This is a genomic window from bacterium (assembly GCA_023230585.1).
Taxonomy (GTDB): Bacteria; Ratteibacteria; UBA8468; order B48-G9; family JAFGKM01; genus JALNXB01.
Genome location: JALNXB010000013.1, coordinates 1 through 23,867 on the forward strand (window position 1 = coordinate 1; position 23,867 = coordinate 23,867).

Sequence of the window (23,867 nt, forward strand, 5' to 3'; positions counted from 1 at the left end):
ACCTTTGAAAGTATATAATATTTTTTGAATATCTTTTTCTTTTAAATGTGTGCCAACAATAACTGTTTTTAAGTCATATATTCTAAAAAGTTCTTCGATTATTTCAATAAAAAGTTGTTCGTTAAAGTTTTTTCTTGTCCCCAACTTCCCCGGGTTAACGACTACTACCACATCAGAATTTTTTATTCCAAAAGATTTCATTAGTTTTTCTATTTTATCTTTATTTTTTTTTGTTGAGTTAAAATATAACTTGATGTTATTCTCTTTACCAAAAAAAGGTTCAATAAAATTGAGCATACGTTCGCTTTCGTGAGTAAAAACCTTTTCAGAAAAAGAACTTTTCAGGAAGAACGAAAGTTTATATTTACCTCTCAGTATGTATGGTAAAAAAGGTAAATGAAAAGCAACTATTAAATCATATCTTATGCCACGAACTTTTCTGATAAACTTAAAGATGTTCTCTTTATCGTAAAAGAACTGTTCTTCGAATATTGTGCTATCAACAAGAAGTTCCTCTGATAAAACAGATGTAACAATATCTATTTTTGCGTTTGGAAATGTTTCCCTTATTTTTTTTATAGAGGGTGTAAGCAAAAGATTATCTGACGCCTTTTTAGCCCCAATTATAAGAATTTTCTTTAATTCAATTTTTCTAATATTTTTTGAGCACATTCCTCTGCCTCTCTAAGTTTTTTATTATTTATTGGTGATGTGGACCTAAGTTTGGAATAAAGAGAACCAAGTTTGTCTAAGGAAACATATTCAGAGTATCCCTTTTCTACAAACTTTTCAATTGTAAAATCAAAAATAAGTTTTTTCTTCTTTTTTCGTTCAACCTGAATAATAAGAACAGGAACTCCAAGAGAAGACGCTTCTGAAACCATATTAACACTATCTTCTGTTACTATAATAAAATCACAAAGACTTAATATTTGGGGGTACAACGAATGAGTTGAATGTTCAGGAAACTCTGAATATATTACAGAGGGCTCTTCTAACAAACGTTGTTTGAGAAATTGAACCACATCTGTATCTGTCCTTCTCGAAGTAGTAAAAATAAAATTATATCTGTTTTTTTCTGAAAAGAGTGTATCTGTAAGAGTTTTGACATAAGAGTATGAAATTTTATAGTTCTGGTCATCTCCTCCAATTAGTACCCCTATTGTTTTTTTTGTTTTATCAACTTTAAATTTTTTCTCATACTCATCTTTCTTGGAAAAAAGCAGATTATCGGTTAGAGTGTTTGGAGCGCCGAGAGTAACAATCAAATTTTGCAAATTCTTCTTTCTTAATTTTAAATAATCGTGGTAAGGGATTACAAGAAAATCAAAAAGTTTTAGACGTATCATTGATGGGGTCATAATGTTTACCGATTTTGCTCTATTTAGATTTTTTGTTAAGACCAGGTTTATTGGAGCCAACATTGAACCAGCAGAAATAATTAGGTCAAACTCTTTTTTATCTATCTTGTAACTTTCATCCCAAATAAATCTGAGGCATCTTTTAGCAAGTGTCCAAGCACCAAAAAAAGAGAGTATAGCAACTATTTTTACAGAAAAAGGAGATTTACCTTTCCTACCAAACAAACTGTACTGAGGTCCTTTTAATGTAACATTGATTATATTTAATTGACCCTTAGGAAACCATTTAGCAATACCTAAAGATTGGTTAAAATTGCCCTTATATCCATCATCAAGTATTAGTATTTTCATTGAAAAAAAGTATGTTTGTTTAATTCAAATTTGTAGTTTAAAATGCTTCCATACAAAGTGTTGGATTGCCATATAAGTATAATTACAGTGCGAATATGGGAAATCTTATCTTATAACAGAGAAGTAAAAATCCCCTCGTTTTAAGCGACACTGGCAATAACACCCCTGGAGATACTCGGACAAGCCTCATCCCATTAACTTCTATGCAAGCTCTTGTTGACTTACTACCCCAAACATCCCCAAAGGGAGAAGGCAAAAAAGGGGAAGTGTATGCACCGTAGTAGCAGAGTGAGTAGACGCCCCATACGCTTTTCTTTTATGCTTTTATCATTGCCTTTGTCTTTTCTTCCAGTAAAAAAGTATGGGATATGAACGAATTACGAGGTGCTACTACACCTCAAGCAAGAATCGGGCTGTTAACAAAAGGTTCAAGCCTTTTGTTCCTCTTTATTCTTATACTCTCCATTAACCTTTGGCTATAGCGAAATTTCTATACCTTTCTCTTGAAGAAACGTTTTAATTTCCTTTATAGTTAAGGTTTTATAATGCAAAAGTGAAGCAAGTAGAACAGCCGAAGCTTTACCTTCAGTTAAAACCTGATGTATATGTTCAAGGGTCCCTGCTCCACCTGAAGCTATAACTGGTATGTTGACAGAATCACATACGGTTTGAGTCATTGTTATGTCGTAACCTTTTTTAGTCCCGTCTGTATCCATACTGGTAAGCAAAATTTCACCAGCACCAAGACTTTCAACAACCCTCGCCCAGTTTACAACATTCACATCAGTAGATGTTTTACCGCCTTCAATAAAAACTTCCCACCTTTCTGGAGTGGTTTTTTTGCCATCTATAGCAACAACTATTCTTTCGCTACCAAATTTTTTTGCGCCATCTTCAATTAAAGATGGATTTTGCATTGCAGATGTATTAATAGAAATTTTACTTGCTCCAGCATTAAAAAGTTCTTCTATATCTTTAACATTTTTAATGCCTCCTCCAACAATTATAGGGATAGAAATTTTTTCACTTATTTGTCGTACTATATCAAATATTGGTTTTCTCTTCTCTTTTGTTGCACATATATCCAGAAGAACAAGTTCGTCTGCTTTTTCTTCGTTATAAAAAGAAGCCTGTTTGATAGGGTCACCAATTTCTGAAAGATTTTCAAAATTCACACCCTTTACAACCCTTCCATCTTTAATGTCAAGACAAGGGATTATTCTGATTTTGCCCATAAATACCTCCTTAGGTAAGATTAATAAGTTCATTTAATTACTACATATACCATTCCCCCACCCACAAAATCAATAACACCTTCACTTTAAAATTTAGTTGTTATCGTGGTAAAAAGGATATAAGATTTAATCAATTTTTTTTATTTTTTTAGTTCACGGTGGTATTCCTGAATACTTTGAACACCTATATCCTTCTCTTTAATTTTTTTAATTGCAATGAGGGATGCTTTAGCACAGGGTATAGTAGTAATTAAAGGGATATTTCTACTAACGGCAATACTTCTAATAGAAATTATATCGCTTTTTGGTTTTTTACCTGAAGGAGTATTAATGATAAGAGATATCTTATCATTTTTCATATAATCAACAATGTTAGGTCTTTCACCTTCATACACTTTTGGGATAACTTTAACCTCTACTCCTTTTTCAAGAAGATATTTACCTGTTCCTGAACTGGCAAATATTTCAAATCCCAATTCTTGAAAACCAACTACAATAGCGGGAACAAGAGGTTTATCTTTATCTTTTACGCTTATAAAAATTGAACCAGACACAGGTAAGTTTTGTCCAGCAGCTAACTGACTTTTAGCGTAAGCCATTTCAAAACTTCTATCCAATCCTATAACTTCGCCAGTAGATTTCATCTCAGGACTTAAAACTGCATCTATTCCTTGAAATCTTGCAAAAGGAAAAACAGACTCTTTTACAGCAAAAAATTCTGGTTTTATTGGTTTGGTAAATCCCTGCTGTTCAAGGGTTTTACCTGTCATAATTTTGGTTGCAACTTTTGCTAAAGGAACATTTATAACTTTACTAATGAATGGTATTGTCCTTGAAGCCCTTGGATTAACTTCGAGAATATAGACCTCACTATTTTTAACAGCATATTGAATATTTATTAAGCCTTTTATATTAAGGTCTAACGCAATTTTTTTAGTAGATTCTTCTATTTCTGCAATAACTTTTTCATCAACACTATAAGGCGGCATCACCATAGCGCTATCTCCAGAATGAACACCAGCTTCTTCTATATGCTCCATAACTCCGCCAATAACACACAGTTTACCATCACAAACAGCGTCAACATCTACCTCTATTGCGTCTTCAAGAAATTTATCTATAAGTATAGGGTGTTCAGGAGATATTGCCGTTGCTTTATGCATAAAGGATTCAAGCGCCTCTGTGTCGTAAACAATCTCCATCGCACGACCTCCAAGAACATACGAAGGTCTAACAAGGACAGGATACCCTATACGAGCAGCTATCTTTTCTGCTTCTATAAAAGAACTTGCAGTTGCGTTCTGTGTCTGTTTTATTGAAAGTTTATCTAAAAGTTGTCTAAATTTTTCTCTATCTTCTGCTATATCAATTGCCTCGGGGGTTGTGCCAAGAATATTTACTCCTTCTTCTTGTAGCGGAATAGCAAGATTTAACGGAGTCTGCCCGCCGAACTGAAGGATTACTCCATCAGGTTTTTCTTTATCAAGTATATTCATCACATCTTCAACAGTGACCGGTTCAAAATATAGTCTATCAGAAGTATCATAGTCAGTACTAACAGTTTCTGGATTACAATTTACCATTATACTTTCAAACCCTTCTTCCCTGAGAGCAAAAGAGGCATGTACACAACAGTAATCAAACTCTATACCTTGACCTATTCTGTTTGGCCCGCCTCCAAGAATAACAACTTTTTTATTTTTTGAATACCTACCTTCATCATATTTTTCATATGTTGAATAATAGTAAGGTTTTTCTGCTTTATATTCTCCAGCAGTACTATCAACCAATTTATAGACATTGGTGATATTTCTTTTTTTTCTTTCATTACGAACTTCAGCCTCGGTTATATTTAAAATTTTTGCCAATTGAAAATCAGAAAAACCAGATTTTTTTGCTTCCTCTAAAAGATTAAAAGATATCTTTTCAATGTTACTGTGATGAGAAATTTCTCGCTCAAGATCTACTATCTGTTTTATATTTTCCAAAAACCATTTATCAATTTTAGATAATTTATAAATTTCATCTATTGATAAACCAGCCAACATACCATATCTTAAATAGAACAATCGTTCATCGTCTGCTACCGAGATTTTCTTTTTAATATATCCTTTTTCATCATCGGTAAAATTATGGTGGATATTCCACCTATCTTTACCATCACATCCAAGCCCAAATCTACCGATTTCAAGAGAACGTATGCCTTTCTGTAAAGCCTCTCTAAAATTTCTACCTATTGACATAGCCTCACCAACAGCTTTCATTGAAGTTCCTATAACCCTCTCTGCTGCCTGAAATTTTTCAAAAGTGAACCTGGCAACCTTAAAAACACAGTAATCAATATTTGGTTCGTAAAAACAGTTCGTATTTCCTACAAGTTGGTTCTCTACCTCTTTGAGTGTGAATCCAACAGCAAGTTTTGAAGCAATTCTTGCTATAGGAAAACCTGTTGCCTTAGAAGCAAGAGCAGAACTTCTTGATACTCGCGGATTAACCTCTATAACAGAAACTTCTCCACTGTTAGGGTTAACTGCATATTGAATATTTGCGCCACCCACCACTCCTATCTTTCTTATAATTCTTTTTGAGTATGACACAAGTCTTTCGTACTCTATTCTGCTAAGAGTTTGAACCGGTGTAACAACCACACTATCCCCTGTATGAACTCCCATAGGGTCAAGGTTTTCCATAGAAGTTACCATAATAACATTGTCAAGATGGTCCCTCATAACTTCAAACTCAACCTCTTTCCAACCTAATACTGACTGTTCAATTAAAACTTCGCTTATAGGGCTTGCTTCAAGTCCATATTCAAGTTTTTCTTCAAGTTCTTCAAAATTGTATACAATAGACCCACCTGTGCCACCGAGCGTAAAAGCTGGTCTAAGTATTAAAGGGAACCCAAGTCTACCAGAAATCTTCATTCCTTCTGCAAAACTTCGGGTAAGAACACTCTCAGGAACCTTTAACCCAAGATCAAGCATTGCGCTTTTAAATAGAGCTCGGTCTTCAGCAATGGCAATAGTTTGAATATCTGCTCCAATAACCTGAACACCATACTTTCGTAAAACCCCTTCTTTATCAAGAAAAGTTGCAAGGTTCAATCCTGTCTGCCCACCCATAGTTGGAAGTATCGCATCTGGTCTTTCTATTTCTATAATCTTTATAAGCATTTCAACTGTCAGGGGCTCAAGGTAAGTAGCATCAGCCATTTCTGGGTCTGTCATAATAGTTGCAGGGTTGCTGTTAGCAAGAACAACCTTATACCCTTCTTCTTTTAAGGCTTTGCAAGCTTGGGAACCAGAATAATCAAATTCGCACGCTTGACCAATAATTATTGGTCCTGAACCTATTATCATAATTTTATGTATATCTTTTCTACCTGCCATTTTGTTCCTTTATAATAGAAAAAAACGATTGAAAATCTTCTTCTTGAGGTATAAAACTTACAGAAATTATTTGTTTTTGCTTATCGGTTAAACCTTCAATTGTTTTATCATTAAGGTGTAAATAAGTAATTTTTTCTTCTGGAATGGTCATCTTGTCTAAAACAAAACTGTGCATCTGTTCAGTAATTAAATTTTTTTCTGTTACAAGGTTTACAACTGGAAGGTTTATACCGTAGTGGTTGACACAATCTTCTAATATTTTGCCACCTAAAATCTGCCCTAAAATAAGATGCCCAAGCCCTGTCCCAAAAATTGGAAGTTTGCCTACTACTTCTCTGACTATATTGTAAGCCTTTTTCATTATAGAATAGTTTTCTGAACCAGAGGTGATGTATAGAGCTTGAGATGAACTTATTTCTTTAAGTATATTATCATCTTCTAAATTAAGAATTTTTATTTTATACCCCGAAGATTGAAGGTTGGTTATTTCACTCTTTTTTATGCCAAGATTCAGAACCGATATTTTTTCTTTTGTTTGAAATGTATCAGACACTATTTCATTTGAAGCATCTGCTCCTGAAAACAGTTTAAGAGATTCTATTTTTTTTCTCTTAATTTCTGAGATAACTTCGCTAGTATCAACATTTGAAGAAACGATTGCTCCCCACAGGTTCTTCTCTCCTCTAATTTTTTTTGTGATATATTGGGTATCTACCTGGGAGATAATAGACGTTTTTGCTTTTGAGATAAAGTCAAAAAAAGAAGAGTCAGCCCTATAATTACTGTAAGTAGAACTAAGTTCGGAAATAATTAGTCCTTTTGGAAAAATTTCTTTAGTTTCTAAGTCTTCATAATTGATACCATAATTACCTACTAAAGGATAAGAAAAACATACTAATTTATCTTTATACTCAGGACAAGACAATATTTTTTCGTACCCAACAACTCTTGTATCAAAAACAACTTTTCCTATCGCAATATTTTCTTCATTTAAAACCTTGAAACCCTCAATCTCTTCGCCTGTTTCTAAAATTAGTCTGCTTTTCAATTTTAATGACATTTTTTCAAAAAACCTCGCTTACTTATTAAATTAAAAACCAAGAAAAATTAAGTGTATATTAAATATATTCTATTGTGCTTGGTGGCTTAGGGGTTATATCATACAAAACTTTAACAACACCAGGGACCTCAGCAAGTATTCTATCTCTTATTTTTTCAAGTCTTGTCCAAGAAATTCTACACGGTTTTGCTGTAATAGCATCTTTTGATTCAACTGCTCTAATAGCAATCACATCTCCATATACTCTTTTACCATCTATCATTCCAGTTGCTCTGTCTGAAAATAGCACCGCTAAAACTTGGAATGCTTTCCTTTCTCTTATTGTATCGTCAAGAATTTTTGTAGCTATCCTAATCTTTTCTACCCGCTCAGGTACAACCTCACCAATAATTCTTGTTGCTAAGGCTGGACCAGGAAAAGGTTTTCTCTCATATACTTTCATTGGTAATCCAAGATGTTTGGCTACCAGTTTAACCTGAGGTTTATACAACTCTTTTAAAGGTTCGAGAATTTTAAGCCCGTAATTGGCTGGGTTAATACCTATTTGAGAAAGAACATTGTGCTGAGTTTTAATACCTTTCTGAGTTTCAACTATATCTGTAGCAATAGTACCTTGAATCAGATAGTGAGCTGAATAACTTTTGATTGCTTGTCTTAAAGTTCTATAAAATACATCTCTAAATGATATCCTCTTTTCTTCTGGGTCTGTCTTGCCTTTTAGTGCCTCAAAAAACCTTTCTTTAACGTCCCAGGTTTGCATCTCTATACCAAATTTAGTAAAATACCCATTAACTTCTTCGCTCTCTCCTTCTCTCATTAACCCGTTGTCAAGGTATAAGACAATTAGATTTTCTCTAATTGCTTTATGTGCAAGAATTGCACAAGCCATACTATCAACCCCACCTGAAGTTGCAACTATAACTTTTTCATCCCCAACCTTCTTTTTAAGCTCGTTTGTTTTGTCATTAACAAATTTTATTGGTCCAAAAGCCATATTTCCCTCCTGATTGATTTTTTTGTTTTACATAAAATATAAGGATGATTTTATTTTTTATTAAACGATATATAATAACTATAACTTTTGACTTAAAAATTTTCTGAAACTGAAACTTTAACGATTTTCATTCAAGATTCACTACTACCTTTTTAGCAATTTGATAAGATTTGTTGAAGGCAACTAAATAACACTATTATTTTAACATAGAATCAATTAAAGTGTCAAAATCAGACTCTTCAGAAAAATTATTTATTACACTATATATATCTAAATAGTATACTGGTAAATTGCCAAGATTTTTCTTTAATTTAACATAATCTTTTTCTGTTGTAATGATATAGGCAACCTTGTTTGCAATATATTCTTTTGAAATATTTTCTATATCTTTTTGGGTATAAGAAAAATGGTCTGGGTAGATATGGGTATATATTTTGGAAGGTGAAAGTTTTTTTAAAAGTGAAAAAAAGTTGAGGGGGTTACCTATCCCTGCAACTGCAGTAATCTTTTTACCAGCAATTTCTTTAATATCAATGGAATCTTTACTATTCCTTAAACCTTTTATTTTGTAATCCATTATATAAACTGGTTTATTAAATTTTTTTAGTCTTTTTGACAAATTAGCCAAACATTCTTTTGACACCATATAAGGATGTGTAATTACAAAGATATCTGCTCGTTTAGCGTAATAAAAGGGTTCTCTTAAAAAACCAGAGGGTATAACCAACCTGTTATCAAAAGGGTTAGAGGCATCAATTAAAACTATATCTATATCTTTTTTTATTCTATAGGTCTGAAAACCATCATCTATTATTGCTACCAAATTTTTTGAAATAGGTTTTTTTTCAATATTCCTCAAACTAATATCTTTTTTTGAACTAAAAAGAGCTTTAGGGAACCTGTTTCTTAGCATAATTATTTCATCATTTCTATCAATATTAAACTTTGTTTTTGTTGATTCCACAACTGCCGATGAAACTATCAATACAACTTTATTGTTTGATCTAAATTTGTTGCAAAGATATGCTACTAAAGGAGTTTTACCTGTTCCCCCTACAAGAATATTTCCAACACTGATAATAGGAAAAGAGTATTTTTTTGGTTTAGATGTTGCCCTTTTTAAGGTGATTATAAATAGATATATTATTGACAAAGGTAATAGATATACAGAAAGAAGTTTCACCAAAAGAGAACGTCTTCTATTAATAAGTATATGGTGAAAAAAACTTACAACTCCATTCCTTTCATATTTGTTTTCTGTTTTCAAGTTAGGTCTCCAATTTTCCAAATTGTCCATCACAACCAGGTATTATTTTGATTTTACCTTTACGTAGTGAATCTAAAAACTGAAGAATATTATTATCTATTTTTCCTTTTAAGTTTTGGATAGGTATATTTAGTAAAATAGAAAACTCGCTTTCAAAAGAGGTACACATATCTTCAACTTTTCTTATTATGGATACGGTGTTTGGGTTTTTATTTTCTAAAGAGCCAACAATATCCAAAAGAGGAAGAGTCTTCTTAAAAGGTATTAAACCTCTATTATTCTCGCCCAATTTCCTATCAGCAAGGTTTAAAACTCTGTGAAGAACCCCTATTGTAATTTTTTTTCCACACAAGGGACATATATTGTTTAGTTTTTTAGATTCTTCTGGATGTAAACATATACCACAATTTTTATGACCATCAAAATAATATTTCCCTTGTTCGGAAAAATATTCAATTGTAAAAAGAAACCTTTTTTTATCTTTTAACTTTAAAATAGTCTTTAATTCTTTAAAAGAAAACGGTGAGTCAAACACATTGGCTTCTCGGCCTATCTTATATGGAGAGTGAGCATCAGAGTTTGAAATAAACGAATATTTATCAAGACTTGAGACCATCTTATTCATAGCAGGGTCGCTACCTAAACCAGTTTCAAGAGTAAAAATTTCATCTGATAACTCTTCAAAACACTCTTCTACGCTATCAAAAGAACCGAAGAGAGAATAATGAGGAGTCCATATATGGGCTGGCACAATAAAACCGAGAGCATCGGTGTTCTTAACTATTTTTAAAAGTTCTTTTACATCTATATTTAATATTGGTCGCCCATTACTATTTAATTCAGAAAATTTTTTTAATTTTTTGTTAAGGATGGAGGCTTTCTCTAAACTGGAGATAAAAATTATGGTATGAATTTTCCTTGTTTTTCCGTCTTTTTTATAAATATTTGAGACTTCGGTAGTAAGTATAAAATCGAGCCCTTTATAATTATATATACCTTCTTTATTGGTCTCTTTTAATTTTTCTTTAAGTTCACGATACCATAAAGGGTGGGTGAAATCGCCTGAACCAAGAAGGTTTAATCCTTTAAGTTTAGCCCATTTCAAAAGTTGTTCTAATTCCATATCTTTGCTTGTAGCTAAACTATATTTTGAATGTAGATGAAAGTCTGCTATATACACTACCGACCCCTTAAAATTTTTTTAGTTTTTACAAACATTCTGAATATTAACTGCTACTTTATGGCGAGTTTATCCTATACACTATTGTTGAGTCTCACGTTTTATTTTAGTCGGCATAAAGACTCATCCACCTACGCCAAGGTATACCTGCCGAAGCTTGTATTGTAGCGTAGGTTGGCTTCGGCGGGTATACCTCATCCCATTAACCTCTCTGCAAACCTCGGAGGTACTCGGGACAATCCTCAAGGTGAGAAGGCAAAAAAGTTAACTTTCAAATTCTTTTTTTAACTGGTTGTAAAGTTCTTTCAAAGACTGAGAAATTACTTTAGTATCAGCAACAACCGGCATAAAGTTTGTATCGCCTATCCACCTTGGAACAATGTGAAAATGTATGTGAGAATCGAGTCCTGCTCCTGCTGGTTTTCCTATATTAACACCAAGATTAAAACTTTCTGCTTTCAAAACCTTCTTTAAAATTTTAATGGTTTTTTTAATTAGTTGCATACTTTCTGATTCTTCTTCTGATGTTAACTCTTCAAAATCTTTGATATGTCTATTAGGTGCTATTAAAATATGACCATTATTGTATGGATAAAGGTTTAGCGTAATAAACATAGATTTCCCTCTGTAGAGCAAAAAATTTTCTTTATCTTTAGTCTCTTCTTCAAGATATCTACATAAAAAACAACCCTCTTCTTTTGGTGCGGTAATATAATCTATCCGCCAAGGTGCCCAAACTATTTTTTTATTCATTTTTTTCCTATAATAGATTCCAATATAATATCTCTATTTTCTTTTAAATATTTAGTCAACTCTCTCTTTCTATTTCCAAGTGCACCATCTAACACAATTTCTTCAAGATAGTTTTTTACAAGCCCAACTTCTCTACCTTCCCTAAAATCCATAATCTCCATAACCTTATACCCATCAATTGCAAGTTTGAAAGATGTTAATTTATCTTTTTTGTTTATCTCTTCCATTCTTTTCTGAATAAAATCTAATCCAGCAATTGCTTCTTCCACTCTTGCAGGGTTACCGCTTGTAATATCTGATTTTGCAAGAACAAAAAGTGGTTTAAAGTTTTTCCCTATTTCTCTTATAAATCTTCTTAGAGCACTATCGGTAGGATTTTCCTTAGCAAGCAAGTGCGGTCTCAAATGGTGCCTTATAAGAAAACATATAAACTGGGTATGTTCATCAGAAATTTTCATTCTTTTACAAATCTTATACGCCATTCTTTCTCCAACAAACTCGTGCCTGTGGAAACTAACTTTACCGTTCTCTTCTTTAAAAGTTTTTGGTTTTCCAATATCGTGCAGAAGGGCTGCAAATTTTAAATAAACATTTCTTGTTCTTCTACTTGTATTATCCATTACCTTTAAAGTATGAGGAAAAAGTTCTTTACAATTCTCTGCTACCTGTTTTTTTAGTTCACTTACCTCTGGTAGTATCAAATTGAGTATTCCTATCTCTTCCATAAGGTAAAACCCTTTAGAAGGAACGTAAGAATCAATGGTTTTAAGAACCTCATCAGTTATTCTTTCTTGACTAACAATTTTAAGTCTCGAAACATTTTTTTTCATTCCTTCAATAGTTTCTTCTTCAATATCAAATCGCAATTTTGTGGCAAATCTAATACCTCTAAGAATTCTTAAAGGGTCGTCATAAAAAGTTTTATTTGGATTAATTGGCGTTCTTACAATCTTGTTTTTTAAATCTTGTTTCCCTTCAAATATATCAACAATTTCACCTGTAATAAGATTTTCCATTATGGTGTTGATAGTAAAATCTCTTCGTGAACAATCTTCTTCAATGGTCGCTTTATCTACATAAGGTTTTCGAGACTCTTCAGGGTAACTCTCTTTACGAGCAGTTGCAAATTCAACTTTCACTCCTCCTATTTCAATCATTGAGGTACCAAATTTTCCGTAAAATACTGGCGGTTGAAATCTATATTCTGAAGCAAACTCTTTAGAAAAAGCAAGGGCATCATTTTCCATTACAATATCAATATCTTTATTTTTCTTCTTTAGGATTTTGTCACGCAGATAACCTCCCACAAGAAATACCTGTATATTTTTTTTCTTTGCAAATTGTTTTATCTTATAAAGAACGTCTTCAGGAGAATAATTCTTTTTTTTCATTTTTCTAACCCCACAGTTGTACCATCAATATCTGTAAGTTCTATATTTCTTTTTTTAAGCAACTCTTTTAAAGCTTTCTTACTTAGCGAGTTCAACCCTGTTTTAATAACCTGTAATAAAAGAAAATTTTTACCAACTTTTACATATCCCTCATTTTTACCAGTCACAAGAACACCTATAAAACCATTTTCAGACTTAAAAAGCCTTGCTTGTGCGGGCATTGAAGAGAAAGATTCAAAATTCTTAAAAACAGTACAGACCCTAAATCTTCTCACCCTATCAGAAGAATCCAAAACTCTTAAAGTTTTTATATCAACTATTGTTTTTCCTAAATATCCATCTCTTCGTTTTTGCCATTCCATATTTTGCTATCTATTATACGGTTCTCCAAACCATTCATTTTTTAAAAAATTTCGTTTAAGCCTACCTCTTAACGATATTGCCAAAGCAATATTATTTAAAACTCTTCTGTTTCTACAATATAAAAAGGCAGTATAAGCTGTTATTGGAGAAGTAAAAACTCTTATTTCAATATAAGAACGAAACCCTCGTTTCAACCTCATATACTCTATTTGAGTAATAGAAATAAAAGAATCTGGTATCTCGTTTCCCATCACATCTTTAAGGCAAAACTTGCTCCCTACACAAGGGAACCCTTCAAAAGAATATTCCCCGCTCTTATATATACATAATACATTATATTCTTCTTTAAAATTTTGTTGTTTTATCATTACAATAAGAGAGGGCTACTCTTTAACCTTTTTTACGTCAGTATTTAATTTAACTGAAAATATTGTTAGACCTTAGAGGTAGCATACTATAAGGAAAACATTATTCTTTTTGAAGTTTGTTTATACTTTTATGTTATCTTGTTACAACTTTATTTTACCTTATTTGACATTAGATTACAAATCTCTTAAAATAGATGTAATTGAAATTTAGCTAATGGATTGATTGGAGGTGTTTTTAATGAAAAGCGAAATATTGGCACTTCTGAATTATTGGGAAAAAGAGAAAGGTATTGAGAAAAGTTTTCTTATTAGTGCGCTTGAAAACGGTCTACTTACTGTATACAGAAAAAAAGCTGAACTTGATACTACAATAAATATCAAGATAGATGCAGAGACTGGTGAAATACTTTTTTTGAATGAGGATGGAGAGCAGATACCGCCCCCTGCGTTTCAATGGGAAAGAATTGCTGCGCAAACTGCAAGGCAAGTAATAATGCAAAAATTGCGTGAAGCTGAAAAGAATACTATTTACCACGAGTTTAAGAAGATAGAGAATACCATTGTAAGCGGACGAGTTGAACGATTTGAAGATAATAACATTGTTATATCTATTGGTAAGACCGAAGCTATCCTTCCGTATCACCATAGATTACATAATGATAACTATAAAAGAGGTAACTACCTAAAAGCTTTTCTTTTAGAGGTGAGAAAACCTAATAGAGGGTTTTATCAATTGATAGTATCAAGAACTCATCCCGATTTAGTTAGGGAACTTCTTAAACTTGAAGTTCCAGAGATTTCTGATGATATTATCGTAATAAAAGATATTGCGAGGTTTCCTGGAGAGATTAGCAAAATATCTGTTTTTAGTCAGGAAGAAAACGTTGACCCTATTGGAACCTGTATAGGCGACAAGGCTATAAGAATTAAAAATATTACCAGAGAATTGAATGGTGAAAAGATTGAAATAATTTTGTGGAATGAAAAACCTGAAAAATATATATCTAACGCTCTTAGCCCTGCCACAACAAAGGAAGTTATATTGCATAAAATGAAAAATATAGCTTCTGTAATAGTCGATGATGCCCAAATTTTTCTTGCAATAGGCAAGAAAGGGCAAAATGTTCAGCTTGCTTCAAAACTAACGGGATGGGACATAAGGGTTTTTAAAAAGAATGAATTTGAAAGTGATAGACGACCTGCAACTACTGCCATAAAAGGGATAGACGAAGAAACTGCTATCCTTCTTGCTAAATACGGGTTTAGCTCAATAAAATCTATTGCAGAAGCCAATGTTGAAGCGTTGCTTAAAATACCTTCAATAGATGAAAATATTGCAAACAAAGTTATTCAAAAAGCTAAGTTGCATATTTCAAATCAAAATAAGGAAGAAAATGAGAGTATATCAGATAGCCAAGAAACACAATAAAAAGTCTAAAGAGATTATTTCGATTCTTGAAAAGGAAGGAATAAAAAACAAGAAGAGCATCAGTGGATTATCTGATGAAGAGATAAAGATTATTGAGACATTTTTACTGAAGAAAAAAGATGAAGCACCAAAAAAAGCCACAAAAAAGACTGTAGAAGAAGAAAAACCTGTTGAAAAAAAGAAAAAAACTGAAATAAAAAAAACTGTTCCAAAAGAGCCAGTTGCACCTAAAGAAACAAAGGTGGTACAACTTGAAGGAACTGAAGATATAAATATCCTTTCACAAAAACTTAATGTTAGTTCGGCAGATATTTTAAAGTATCTTCTAATGAGAGGGGTAGTAGGTAACATAAACCAGTCCCCTGGCAAAGAAACTATCAAAGATATAGGTGAACATTTTGGGTATACTGTTGAAATAAAAAAATTTGTACCACCACCTGCAACGCCACCGGTGGCATCTGATGAAAATTTAACAGAAAGAGCTCCAGTTGTTACTTTGATGGGGCACGTTGACCACGGAAAAACAACAATTCTGGATGCGATACGTAAAAGTAGTATAGTCGACAAAGAGTTTGGTCAGATTACCCAAAAAATTGGTGCTTACAAGTTGAATCTACCTGAAGGTTCTATAGTTTTTTTAGATACACCTGGTCACGAATCTTTTACAGCAATGAGAGCAAGGGGTGCTTTTATTACTGATATTGTTATACTTGTAGTTGCAGCAGACGATGGGATGAAACCCCAGACCATTGAAGCTATAAACCATGCTAAATCAGCAAATGTACCTATAATAGTTGCGATAAACAAGGTAGACAAACCTGGTATAAACATTGATAGAGTTAAACAACAATTATCCGAACAAGGTCTTACTCCTGCTGACTGGGGTGGTCAAACAGAAATCGTTAACGTCTCTGCAATAAACGGACAAGGTATTGATGAACTTCTTGAAATTGTACTTCTTATTGGACAACTCCTTGAATTGAAGGCTAATGCATCAGGTAATGCTAAAGGAACTGTTATTGAGTCGCATATGGACAAAGCCAAAGGTCCTATTACAACCGTACTGGTACAGAAAGGGAAACTGAATGTTGGAGATTTTTTTGTTATTGGTAAAACCTACGGCAAAGTTAGAGCAATGATGGATGACTGGAATAATAGGCTATCTGTTGCTGGACCATCAACGCCAGTTGAAATACTTGGAACTCAAGCCATAACAAACCCTGGCGACAAATTTCTTGTATTTGACACAGAAAAAGCTGCCCGTAAATATATTGACGATATTAAGGCAGCTAAACCTGATAAAGTTTCAGAAGTAAAGAAGATTACACTTGAAGATTTGTATGATGAGATACAAAAAGGTTCAATTCAAGAGATTAAACTTATTATCAAAACAGATTATGTAGGTTCTATTGAAGCTATAAAAGATGTTATCGAAAAGATTCCAATGACTGAAATTAAAATAACTATTCTACACTCTGAAGCGGGACCTATAACGGAATCAGATATACTTCTTGCCTCGGCTTCTAATGCTATTGTTCTTGGATTTAATGTGCCTTTAACAAAAAACATTGAAGATATAGCCCGAACTGAAAAAGTAGAAATACGTACTTATCAAATTATTTATGACCTTGCAGAAGATATACGAAACGCAGTTGAAGGTATGCTCCAACCAGAACTCAAAGAAGTTTTACTTGGACAGGCTATGGTTAAACAAGTCTTCAACCTTTCAGACAACTCTTCTGTTGCTGGCTCAATAGTACTTGAAGGCAAAATAGTTAGAAACTCTTTATGTAGAGTAATAAGAAATGGTGCCGTTATTAATCAAGGTAAGATAAATAGTTTAAAACGTTTCAAAGAGAATGTTAAAGAGGTAAAATTGAATACCGAATGTGGTATAGGGGTAGACAATTTCAATAGTTTTGAAGAGAGAGATATTATACAGTCATTTATGAACGTTAAAACTGCAAGAAAACTTTAACTTAAAATAAGTAAAATGAATAATTGTATTTTTTGTAAAATGGTAAAGGGAGAAATACCTTGTAATAAGGTTTATGAGGATGCTCTTTCTATTGCGTTTAAAGACATTAATCCCCAAGCGCCTGTTCATATACTTATAATTCCTAAACAACATATTTCTAATATTTCCGAAAGTGATGATAGGTTACTATTGGGTACATTACTTCAGACCGCCTCTTTAATTGCTAAGCAAGAGAATATTTCAGAATCAGGTTATAGACTAATAATTAACACAAACAAAAATGCTGGGCAGACAGTTGACCATTTACATATACATCTTCTTGGCGGAAGAATTATGAAGTGGCCTCCCGGTTAAGTTGACCAAAGATTATGGTAAAAAGAATAAAAATTGGAAAATTTGAAGTTGGAGAGGGTACCTTTTGTCTTTTAGCTGGACCTTGCGTTATAGAAGATGAACTTACTCTTTTCAAAACCGCAGAGTTTTTAAAAGAAATAACTTCATATGAAGATATTCCTTTTGTTTTTAAATCTTCTTTTGATAAAGCAAACAGAACATCTATTCAATCATATAGAGGTCCTGGACTAAAAAAGGGACTTAAACTTCTTGCTAAGGTAAAAGAAAAGTTTAACCTTCCAATAATTACTGATATACATTGCGTTAGTCAAGTAAAAGATATTAGTGAAGTTGTTGATATAATTCAGATACCTGCTTTTTTGTGTAGACAAACAGACCTTCTTTTGAAAAGCGCACAAACAGGCATACCTTTAAATATAAAAAAAGGACAATTCCTTTCTCCTTGGGAAGTAAAAAATATTATAGAGAAGGCTGTCTCTGCTGGAAACTCTAATATTATTATAACCGAAAGAGGCACAAGTTTTGGATATAATACACTTGTAACAGATTTTCGCGCTTTACCTATAATGAGAGGTTTCGGCTACCCTGTCTTTTACGATGCTACTCATAGTGTTCAGGAGCCGGGAAAACTCGGTGGAGCATCCGGCGGAAATAGAGAGTTTGTTCCTTACCTTGCAAAAGCTGCTGTTGCTACAGGTTGTGATGGAATTTTTATGGAAGTACACCCCAACCCCGAAAAAGCTCTTTCAGATGGACCTAATATGCTTAAATTAACTGACCTAAAAAAACTTTTAAAACAATTGAAAGAGATACATTATGCCACAAACACAAAATAATAATAAAGAAAAACTGATAAATTATGCTAAAAAAGTTATAGAAATAGAATGTTCAAATCTTGAAAATATAAGAGAAAGAATAGGTGAAGATTTTACTGATGCTGTAAATGCAATGTTACAATGTAAAGGGAAAGTAATTGTAACTGGGATGGGAAAAAGTGGTATAATTGGCAGAAAAATTGCTGGCACTTTTGCAAGTATCGGTACCCCATCTATTTTCCTTCACCCTGGTGATGCTGTTCACGGCGACCTTGGTATGGTTTCGCAGAACGATATCGTTATTATTATTTCCAATAGTGGCGAAACTGATGAAATAACAAGAATTATCCCTTCTGTAAAAAAAATCGGTGCTTTTATAATCTCTCTCACCTCATCTGTATCTTCTTGTATTGGGATGCAGAGCGATATAACTATATCAACAGGAGAAATTGAAGAAGCAGACACTTTTGGAATTATCCCTTCTTCAAGCACTACCTGTGCGCTTGTACTTGGAGATGCGTTAGCTCTTACCCTTATGGCTGCAAAAGGTGTTCAAAAAGAGGATTTTGCATTCTTTCATCCAGCAGGTAATCTTGGCAAAAGGCTTATGCTTAAGGTAAAAGATGTTATGGCAACAGGGGACAAAATTCCTATGGTAGATATTAACTCAAAATTAACTCAAGCTATTAAAGAAATAGACGATAAAAACCTTGGGTTAACTCTTGTGGTTAATCAAAACAAAGTTGTAGAAGGAATTTTAACTGACGGAGATATTAGAAGATTCTTAATCAAGAAGACAGATATTTCTGGTGCACTGTCAAGAAACTGTATGACCCCTAACCCAAAAACTATCGACAAAGAGAACTTAGCAATAAAAGCTCTTGAAGTAATGGAAAAAATGGAAATAACCTCTCTTGTTATTCTTAATAAAAATGGGACTCCTAAAGGTGTTGTTCATTTACACGACCTACTTGGGAAAAAAGAGTTTAAGGTAGGTTATTGAAAATAAAGAATATGATAAAAAAAATCAAATACTTTGTTTCTGATGTTGATGGAGTTCTTACCGACGGAAAAATATTTTATAAAGATAAATGTATGTATAGATTTTTTAATATAAAGGACGGTGTTGCGTTTAAACTTTTAAAAATATCTGGCATACATCCAGTTCTTATAAGCGGTAAAGAATCAAAAGAGACTTATGAAAGGTTTAAACAACTTGGGTTGGAGTATTATTTTGAGGGGATAGAAAATAAAGTTGAGCAGATGGAAGAATTTATTTTTCAGAACAACACTTCTTGGGAAGAAATTTGTTATATCGGTGACGACCTTCCAGATATCCCACCTATGAAAAAATCTGCTTACGCTATTGCCCCTGCTGATGCTGTGGAGGATGTAAAATTAACGGCTCATTATGTATGCAAACAAAAAGGTGGAGACGGAGCGTTCAGAGAAGCTGTTGAACTCATTTTAAAGGAGCAGAATAGATGGACCGATATCTTAGAAAAATTCTTTGCCTCTTGATTGGGCTTATCTTTACTTATGGCTGTTCACCAAAACCAGAACAACCAGTAGTTACAAAAGAAGAAGAAAAGATTGAAGAATTTACTTTTAGACAATTTGCTGATAAAATGAGTTTTGTGCTTACAGGAGAATCTGCGGAGATTGCAAGAAATGATGGTACTTCAGTGAATAAACCTCTATTGTCTTTAACAACTTCCAGTGAATTGATTGAAATTTCAACAGGTAAAGAGGGGAAAGGACAGTTTGATGTTAGTCCCGAAACAAAAAAGATAAATAAGGTTGTTTTTACGGGTAATGTTAAGATTAATTACAAGGAGTTATCAACAGGAAAAGTAAATATGAAAGGAACCTGTAAAAAATTGACCTACCTTGAAACAGAAAAGATGATAATAATGGAAGATAACCCTGTCCTTGAAAGTGGAAGCAATAAATTTTCAGGAGATATAATATACTACAGTTTTGTTGATAACAATTTAAAGATTGATGGGAATGTAAATGTACAAATTCTTACAAAATAGAGTTGTTCTTATATTTTTAGTTTTTATTCTTTTTATGAAACCTTCACACTCACAAGAGATAAATGTTTGCCTCTGGAAGGGTTACAATCCTGTTGTGGCTTTATCTAACCTTGCAAACAAATTTAAAGGAGAGTTCATAATTTCAAAACACGCTGGTCAATCTCTTGTTATAAACCAGGTAGACCTTGAAGAATATATTGAAGGTGTTCTTTCCAAAGAGATGGATTCGCTTTGGCCTCTTGAAGCTTTAAAAGCTCAAGCTGTTCTTTCACGAACTTTTGCTTTACATAAAATGTGCGAAAATAAAAGCAAAAATTTACCTTACGATATAGAAAATTCTATCTTTCATCAGGTCTACGGAGTAACAAATTGTGAAAAAATTAAGGAAGCTGTTTATAGCACCAAAGGCGAAGTTTTAACTGTCAACGGTGAAATTGCTCAAATTTTCTTTCACGCTAACTGTGGTGGTGCAACTGCTCTACCTGAAGAAGTATGGGGAGGAAAATGCCCATCACTTAAATCTGTTAACGACCCTTATTGTGCCAGAACGCCTTATTACCATTGGCAAAAAACATTTACCAAAAGAGAAATTTCTTACTTTATTGGGTTTCCAAATCTTGAAAGTGTGGTTATTTCAGAAAGAGGGAAAAGCGGTAGAGCAAAAAATTTGAAATTTTACGCCACTAATGGTAGAGTAATGGTTTTATCGGCGCATAAATTTAGAATGGCAGTAAACAATAAAGCTCCAAAAATTCTTTTTACTTCACCTTCTGTTATCCCAGGTACAAATTTTTCTATTAGGATGTCAGGAAATAATGTAGTTTTTACTGGCACTGGATATGGGCACGGGGTAGGTATGTGCCAATGGGGAGCCCGCAAGATGGCAGAAGAAGGTAAAGATTATATTGAAATTCTTAAATATTATTTCCAAAATTTTTCATTAGCAAATTATAAACAAATAGACAGTCTTAAAAAATAAGGAGATGAAAATGGAAATAAAAATTCAGTCCGCAGTAGAGATAGATAAAAAGTTTAAAGAATATATTGAAGAAAAGTTTGGCAAGTTAGACAAATTTGTATTTGGTAAAGGTGTGGCTGAGTTGTATATTACCAAAGAGAAACACTTATATTCCTTAAAGATTAGAGTTGATAGCAAAAACTCTTCTATTTTTATTGAAGAGAGTAGCGATGATATTGCCAAAGGGATAGAAAGTCTATACAGCAGAACAAAAAGACAGTTGAGAAAACAACACGATAAAATCACCAATAAGTCCCACAATTAAAAAATAAATATTTAAATTTAAAGGAGTGGATAATGAAGATAATTGATTTTTTAAAGGAAGAATCTGTTTTAATTAACCTACAAGGTAAAACAAAAAGAGAGGCTCTTTCAGAACTTCTTAATGTATTAAAATCTAAAAACTATATTAAAAATAGCAGTGAAATCCTTGACATAGTTTTAGAAAGAGAAAAACTTGGTTCTACTGGTATTGGACAAGGGATAGCTGTTCCTCACGCTAAAACCGACCAGATAGAAAAACTTGTTGGAGCGGTTGGAATATCAGACAACGGCGTCTCTTTTGATTCTCTTGACGGAGAACCTGTAAATATAATATTTTTAATTCTTGCCCCAACAAAATCGATTGGAGAACATTTGAAAGCTCTTGCTAAAATTGCACGACTCCTCAAAAACAGAACCTTCAGAACAGCCCTCAGAAACTCTAAAACTGCTTCAGAAGCTATGCAAATAATAATAGAAGACGACGAAAAGCTTTCTTCAACTACATAAAACCATTTTAAATGAGAAAAATTTACGGATTAGGGCTCTCGCCCGGCATTGTTATTGGTAAGGTATTGATTTTAAAGAACAACCTACTTGGTGACCCTGAGCATACTATTTCTAAAAATAAAATTAACTCTGAGATTGAAAGATTTCTTTCTGCAAAAAAAGAGGCCGAAAAAGAGATTTTAAAAAAACAAGAAGAGTTAAAAGAAACTGCAGGTAACAAGTATGCAGATATTTTTTATTTTCATCTTTCTTTATTGAATGATCCTTTTTTTATTGAGAAAACAAAAGACATAATAACCAAAGAACTGGTTAATACTGAAACTGCTTTAAAAAAAGTTTTAGAAAATATCAGTTACGAGTTTAAAAAATCTTCTGAAGATTTAATGAAAGATAAAAGAATAGATATGTCTGACGTTATTGAGAGAATTATAGTTAAACTGAAGAAAACAGATGTAATGAAAATAAAAAAACAGAAGGAAGAAATTATAGTTGCTCACGACCTTGCACCAAGTCAAACGGTCTCTCTCGACAAGAAATATGTAATAGGTTTTATAACAGAGGTTGGTAGTGTAACTTCTCACACAGCTATTCTTGCTAAGGCTCTTGAAATACCAGCTATTGTTGCTAAAGAGAAGGTAACAGAACTGTTGCAGAACGGTGATTCTGTTATTATTGACACAAATGATGGAATAATTATCCAAAATCCTTCAGCTTCAACAATACAAAAATATAAAAGAAAACAGAAAGAACTTGTTTTGAAAAATAGGCAGTTGTCTTTCTTGAAGAATCTTTTAGGAAAAACAAAAGATGGTAGAAATATTAAATTACAAGCAAACATTGAGTTGCCAGAAGAAATAGAGACAGCAGAAAAATATGGTGCAGAAGGTATCGGTTTGTATAGAACTGAGTATTTATATTTAAACAGAAAAGACCTTCCTTGTGAAGAAGAACAATTCCTTGCGTATAAAAAAGTGTGTGGAAAAACTCAAGAAAACGACATAATTATTAGAACTCTTGATATTGGTGGTGATAAATTTCTATCTAAATCGCCCTACCCTAAAGAGTTGAACCCTTTTCTTGGCTGGAGAGGCATAAGGTTTTGTCTTGAAAGATTAGATATTTTTGAAACTCAGTTAAGGGCTATCTTGAGGGCTGCTGCTTGTGGAAATTTAAAAATTATGTTTCCAATGGTTTCAACTATTGAAGAGATTATTCAATCAAAAGAGATACTTCAAAAAGTAAAAAAAGATTTAAAAAAAGAAAAAGTTGATTTTAATTCTGATATAGATGTTGGGGTGATGATTGAGGTTCCTTCGGCAGCATTAATTTCTTATAGGTTAGCAAAAGAGGTTGATTTTTTTAGTATAGGTTCAAATGACCTTGTTCAATACACTCTTGCAGCAGATAGAGGAAACTCAAAGATTGCACACCTTTACCAACCCTGCCACCCTGCTGTCTTACATTTGATAAAACTGACAATTGAAAATGCGTCAAAAGAAGGTATATGGACAGGGATATGTGGTGAAATGGCTTCTATACCTGAGATAGCTTGTTTACTTGCTGGTTTAGGAGCTGTTGAGTTTAGTATGGCACCCGTTGCCATACCTGCAGTAAAAGATAGATTACGACAGTTTGACTATTCTTACCTGAAAAGTGTTGCAAAAGAGATAGAAGTCTTTGACAACCATTCGGATGTTTATAAGTACCTTCAAAAAAAGTTTAAATAATTTTCTTCCTCAAAAAATATAATG

23 protein-coding genes are annotated in these 23,867 nt (G+C 32.9%); 11 read left to right on the forward strand and 12 right to left on the reverse strand.

Annotation, left to right across the window (positions count from 1 at the left end; all coding sequences use genetic code 11):
- The 12 genes from M0P98_03990 to M0P98_04045 all read right to left on the reverse strand — a co-directional run.
- Positions 1-672: hypothetical protein (locus tag M0P98_03990; protein ID MCK9266029.1), on the reverse strand; the 672-nt coding region annotated here is incomplete at its 3' end.
- The gene (locus M0P98_03995; protein ID MCK9266030.1) at positions 639-1,712 is read right to left on the reverse strand and encodes a mitochondrial fission ELM1 family protein; all 1,074 of its coding nucleotides are present in this window, start codon (positions 1,710-1,712) and stop codon (positions 639-641) included. The genes M0P98_03990 and M0P98_03995, both read right to left, overlap by 34 nt.
- A 476-nt stretch (positions 1,713-2,188) precedes the next feature.
- On the reverse strand, positions 2,189-2,947 hold the full coding sequence (gene hisF / locus M0P98_04000; protein ID MCK9266031.1) for an imidazole glycerol phosphate synthase subunit HisF: 759 nt from the start codon (positions 2,945-2,947) through the stop codon (positions 2,189-2,191).
- A 140-nt stretch (positions 2,948-3,087) separates the two neighbouring features.
- On the reverse strand, positions 3,088-6,336 hold the full coding sequence (carB, locus tag M0P98_04005) for a carbamoyl-phosphate synthase large subunit (GenBank protein MCK9266032.1): 3,249 nt from the start codon (positions 6,334-6,336) through the stop codon (positions 3,088-3,090).
- On the reverse strand, positions 6,326-7,396 hold the full coding sequence (locus M0P98_04010; GenBank protein MCK9266033.1) for a hypothetical protein: 1,071 nt from the start codon (positions 7,394-7,396) through the stop codon (positions 6,326-6,328). Before M0P98_04010 ends, carB begins: the two co-directional genes overlap by 11 nt.
- Before the next feature lie 58 nt (positions 7,397-7,454).
- Complete coding sequence (locus tag M0P98_04015) at positions 7,455-8,390, reverse strand: ExsB family transcriptional regulator (protein MCK9266034.1); 936 nt, start codon at positions 8,388-8,390, stop codon at positions 7,455-7,457.
- A 196-nt stretch (positions 8,391-8,586) separates the two neighbouring features.
- Positions 8,587-9,657, reverse strand: coding sequence for a tetraacyldisaccharide 4'-kinase (gene lpxK, locus M0P98_04020; protein MCK9266035.1), 1,071 nt, complete (start codon positions 9,655-9,657; stop codon positions 8,587-8,589).
- Between the two features lies 1 nt (position 9,658).
- Complete coding sequence (locus M0P98_04025; GenBank protein MCK9266036.1) at positions 9,659-10,837, reverse strand: endonuclease Q family protein; 1,179 nt, start codon at positions 10,835-10,837, stop codon at positions 9,659-9,661.
- Positions 10,838-11,101: 264 nt separating this feature from the next.
- Positions 11,102-11,590, reverse strand: a complete 489-nt coding sequence (locus tag M0P98_04030; GenBank protein MCK9266037.1) for an HIT domain-containing protein — start codon at positions 11,588-11,590, stop codon at positions 11,102-11,104.
- A complete protein-coding gene (locus M0P98_04035) occupies positions 11,587-12,981 on the reverse strand; it encodes a CCA tRNA nucleotidyltransferase (GenBank protein MCK9266038.1) in 1,395 nt (464 codons plus the stop codon). Before M0P98_04035 ends, M0P98_04030 begins: the two co-directional genes overlap by 4 nt.
- Positions 12,978-13,343 carry a hypothetical protein gene (locus M0P98_04040; GenBank protein MCK9266039.1) on the reverse strand — a complete coding sequence of 122 codons (366 nt, stop codon included), beginning with the start codon at positions 13,341-13,343 and terminating at the stop codon, positions 12,978-12,980. The genes M0P98_04035 and M0P98_04040 overlap by 4 nt, the downstream gene beginning before the upstream one ends.
- Before the next feature lie 6 nt (positions 13,344-13,349).
- Complete coding sequence (locus M0P98_04045; GenBank protein MCK9266040.1) at positions 13,350-13,712, reverse strand: hypothetical protein; 363 nt, start codon at positions 13,710-13,712, stop codon at positions 13,350-13,352.
- Between the two features lie 238 nt (positions 13,713-13,950).
- On the opposite strand from M0P98_04045, the gene nusA reads away from it, so the two are divergent.
- From nusA to ptsP, 11 genes are read left to right on the forward strand one after another with little or no spacing between them, the layout of a single operon-like run.
- Positions 13,951-15,141: a transcription termination factor NusA gene (gene nusA / locus M0P98_04050; GenBank protein ID MCK9266041.1), complete on the forward strand. Its 1,191-nt coding sequence runs from the start codon at positions 13,951-13,953 to the stop codon at positions 15,139-15,141.
- The gene (infB, locus tag M0P98_04055; GenBank protein MCK9266042.1) at positions 15,107-17,119 is read left to right on the forward strand and encodes a translation initiation factor IF-2; all 2,013 of its coding nucleotides are present in this window, start codon (positions 15,107-15,109) and stop codon (positions 17,117-17,119) included. Before nusA ends, infB begins: the two co-directional genes overlap by 35 nt.
- Before the next feature lie 15 nt (positions 17,120-17,134).
- Positions 17,135-17,473 carry a histidine triad nucleotide-binding protein gene (locus tag M0P98_04060; protein ID MCK9266043.1) on the forward strand — a complete coding sequence of 113 codons (339 nt, stop codon included), beginning with the start codon at positions 17,135-17,137 and terminating at the stop codon, positions 17,471-17,473.
- 14 nt (positions 17,474-17,487) lie between these two features.
- Positions 17,488-18,309 (forward strand): 3-deoxy-8-phosphooctulonate synthase, encoded by an 822-nt coding sequence (kdsA, locus tag M0P98_04065; GenBank protein MCK9266044.1) that lies wholly within the window; start codon positions 17,488-17,490, stop codon positions 18,307-18,309.
- The gene (locus tag M0P98_04070; protein MCK9266045.1) at positions 18,290-19,291 is read left to right on the forward strand and encodes a KpsF/GutQ family sugar-phosphate isomerase; all 1,002 of its coding nucleotides are present in this window, start codon (positions 18,290-18,292) and stop codon (positions 19,289-19,291) included. Before kdsA ends, M0P98_04070 begins: the two co-directional genes overlap by 20 nt.
- Entirely contained in the window at positions 19,288-19,809 is a 522-nt protein-coding gene (locus tag M0P98_04075; GenBank protein MCK9266046.1) for an HAD hydrolase family protein, read from the forward strand. Before M0P98_04070 ends, M0P98_04075 begins: the two co-directional genes overlap by 4 nt.
- Positions 19,773-20,327, forward strand: coding sequence for a hypothetical protein (locus M0P98_04080; GenBank protein ID MCK9266047.1), 555 nt, complete (start codon positions 19,773-19,775; stop codon positions 20,325-20,327). Before M0P98_04075 ends, M0P98_04080 begins: the two co-directional genes overlap by 37 nt.
- Positions 20,305-21,306, forward strand: a complete 1,002-nt coding sequence (locus M0P98_04085; protein ID MCK9266048.1) for a SpoIID/LytB domain-containing protein — start codon at positions 20,305-20,307, stop codon at positions 21,304-21,306. The genes M0P98_04080 and M0P98_04085 overlap by 23 nt, the downstream gene beginning before the upstream one ends.
- Before the next feature lie 10 nt (positions 21,307-21,316).
- The gene (raiA, locus tag M0P98_04090; GenBank protein MCK9266049.1) at positions 21,317-21,610 is read left to right on the forward strand and encodes a ribosome-associated translation inhibitor RaiA; all 294 of its coding nucleotides are present in this window, start codon (positions 21,317-21,319) and stop codon (positions 21,608-21,610) included.
- Positions 21,611-21,642: 32 nt separating this feature from the next.
- On the forward strand, positions 21,643-22,116 hold the full coding sequence (locus M0P98_04095; protein MCK9266050.1) for a PTS sugar transporter subunit IIA: 474 nt from the start codon (positions 21,643-21,645) through the stop codon (positions 22,114-22,116).
- A gap of 11 nt (positions 22,117-22,127) precedes the next feature.
- Positions 22,128-23,843, forward strand: a complete 1,716-nt coding sequence (gene ptsP, locus M0P98_04100) for a phosphoenolpyruvate--protein phosphotransferase (GenBank protein ID MCK9266051.1) — start codon at positions 22,128-22,130, stop codon at positions 23,841-23,843.
- The last annotated feature ends 24 nt before the right edge of the window (positions 23,844-23,867 follow it).

Coding starts and splice junctions, on each gene's coding strand:
- infB (MCK9266042.1), top strand. CDS start 15,107: ATGAGAGTATATCAGATAGCCAAGAAACACAATAAAAAGTCTAAAGAG.
- M0P98_04040 (MCK9266039.1), bottom strand. CDS start 13,343: ATGGAATGGCAAAAACGAAGAGATGGATATTTAGGAAAAACAATAGTT.
- M0P98_04035 (MCK9266038.1), bottom strand. CDS start 12,981: ATGAAAAAAAAGAATTATTCTCCTGAAGACGTTCTTTATAAGATAAAA.
- ptsP (MCK9266051.1), top strand. CDS start 22,128: ATGAGAAAAATTTACGGATTAGGGCTCTCGCCCGGCATTGTTATTGGT.
- M0P98_04080 (MCK9266047.1), top strand. CDS start 19,773: ATGGACCGATATCTTAGAAAAATTCTTTGCCTCTTGATTGGGCTTATC.
- hisF (MCK9266031.1), bottom strand. CDS start 2,947: ATGGGCAAAATCAGAATAATCCCTTGTCTTGACATTAAAGATGGAAGG.
- M0P98_04045 (MCK9266040.1), bottom strand. CDS start 13,712: ATGATAAAACAACAAAATTTTAAAGAAGAATATAATGTATTATGTATA.
- nusA (MCK9266041.1), top strand. CDS start 13,951: ATGAAAAGCGAAATATTGGCACTTCTGAATTATTGGGAAAAAGAGAAA.
- M0P98_04085 (MCK9266048.1), top strand. CDS start 20,305: ATGTACAAATTCTTACAAAATAGAGTTGTTCTTATATTTTTAGTTTTT.
- M0P98_04095 (MCK9266050.1), top strand. CDS start 21,643: ATGAAGATAATTGATTTTTTAAAGGAAGAATCTGTTTTAATTAACCTA.
- M0P98_04030 (MCK9266037.1), bottom strand. CDS start 11,590: ATGAATAAAAAAATAGTTTGGGCACCTTGGCGGATAGATTATATTACC.
- carB (MCK9266032.1), bottom strand. CDS start 6,336: ATGGCAGGTAGAAAAGATATACATAAAATTATGATAATAGGTTCAGGA.
- M0P98_04015 (MCK9266034.1), bottom strand. CDS start 8,390: ATGGCTTTTGGACCAATAAAATTTGTTAATGACAAAACAAACGAGCTT.
- M0P98_03995 (MCK9266030.1), bottom strand. CDS start 1,712: ATGAAAATACTAATACTTGATGATGGATATAAGGGCAATTTTAACCAA.
- M0P98_04010 (MCK9266033.1), bottom strand. CDS start 7,396: ATGTCATTAAAATTGAAAAGCAGACTAATTTTAGAAACAGGCGAAGAG.
- raiA (MCK9266049.1), top strand. CDS start 21,317: ATGGAAATAAAAATTCAGTCCGCAGTAGAGATAGATAAAAAGTTTAAA.
- M0P98_04070 (MCK9266045.1), top strand. CDS start 18,290: ATGCCACAAACACAAAATAATAATAAAGAAAAACTGATAAATTATGCT.
- M0P98_04060 (MCK9266043.1), top strand. CDS start 17,135: ATGAATAATTGTATTTTTTGTAAAATGGTAAAGGGAGAAATACCTTGT.
- kdsA (MCK9266044.1), top strand. CDS start 17,488: ATGGTAAAAAGAATAAAAATTGGAAAATTTGAAGTTGGAGAGGGTACC.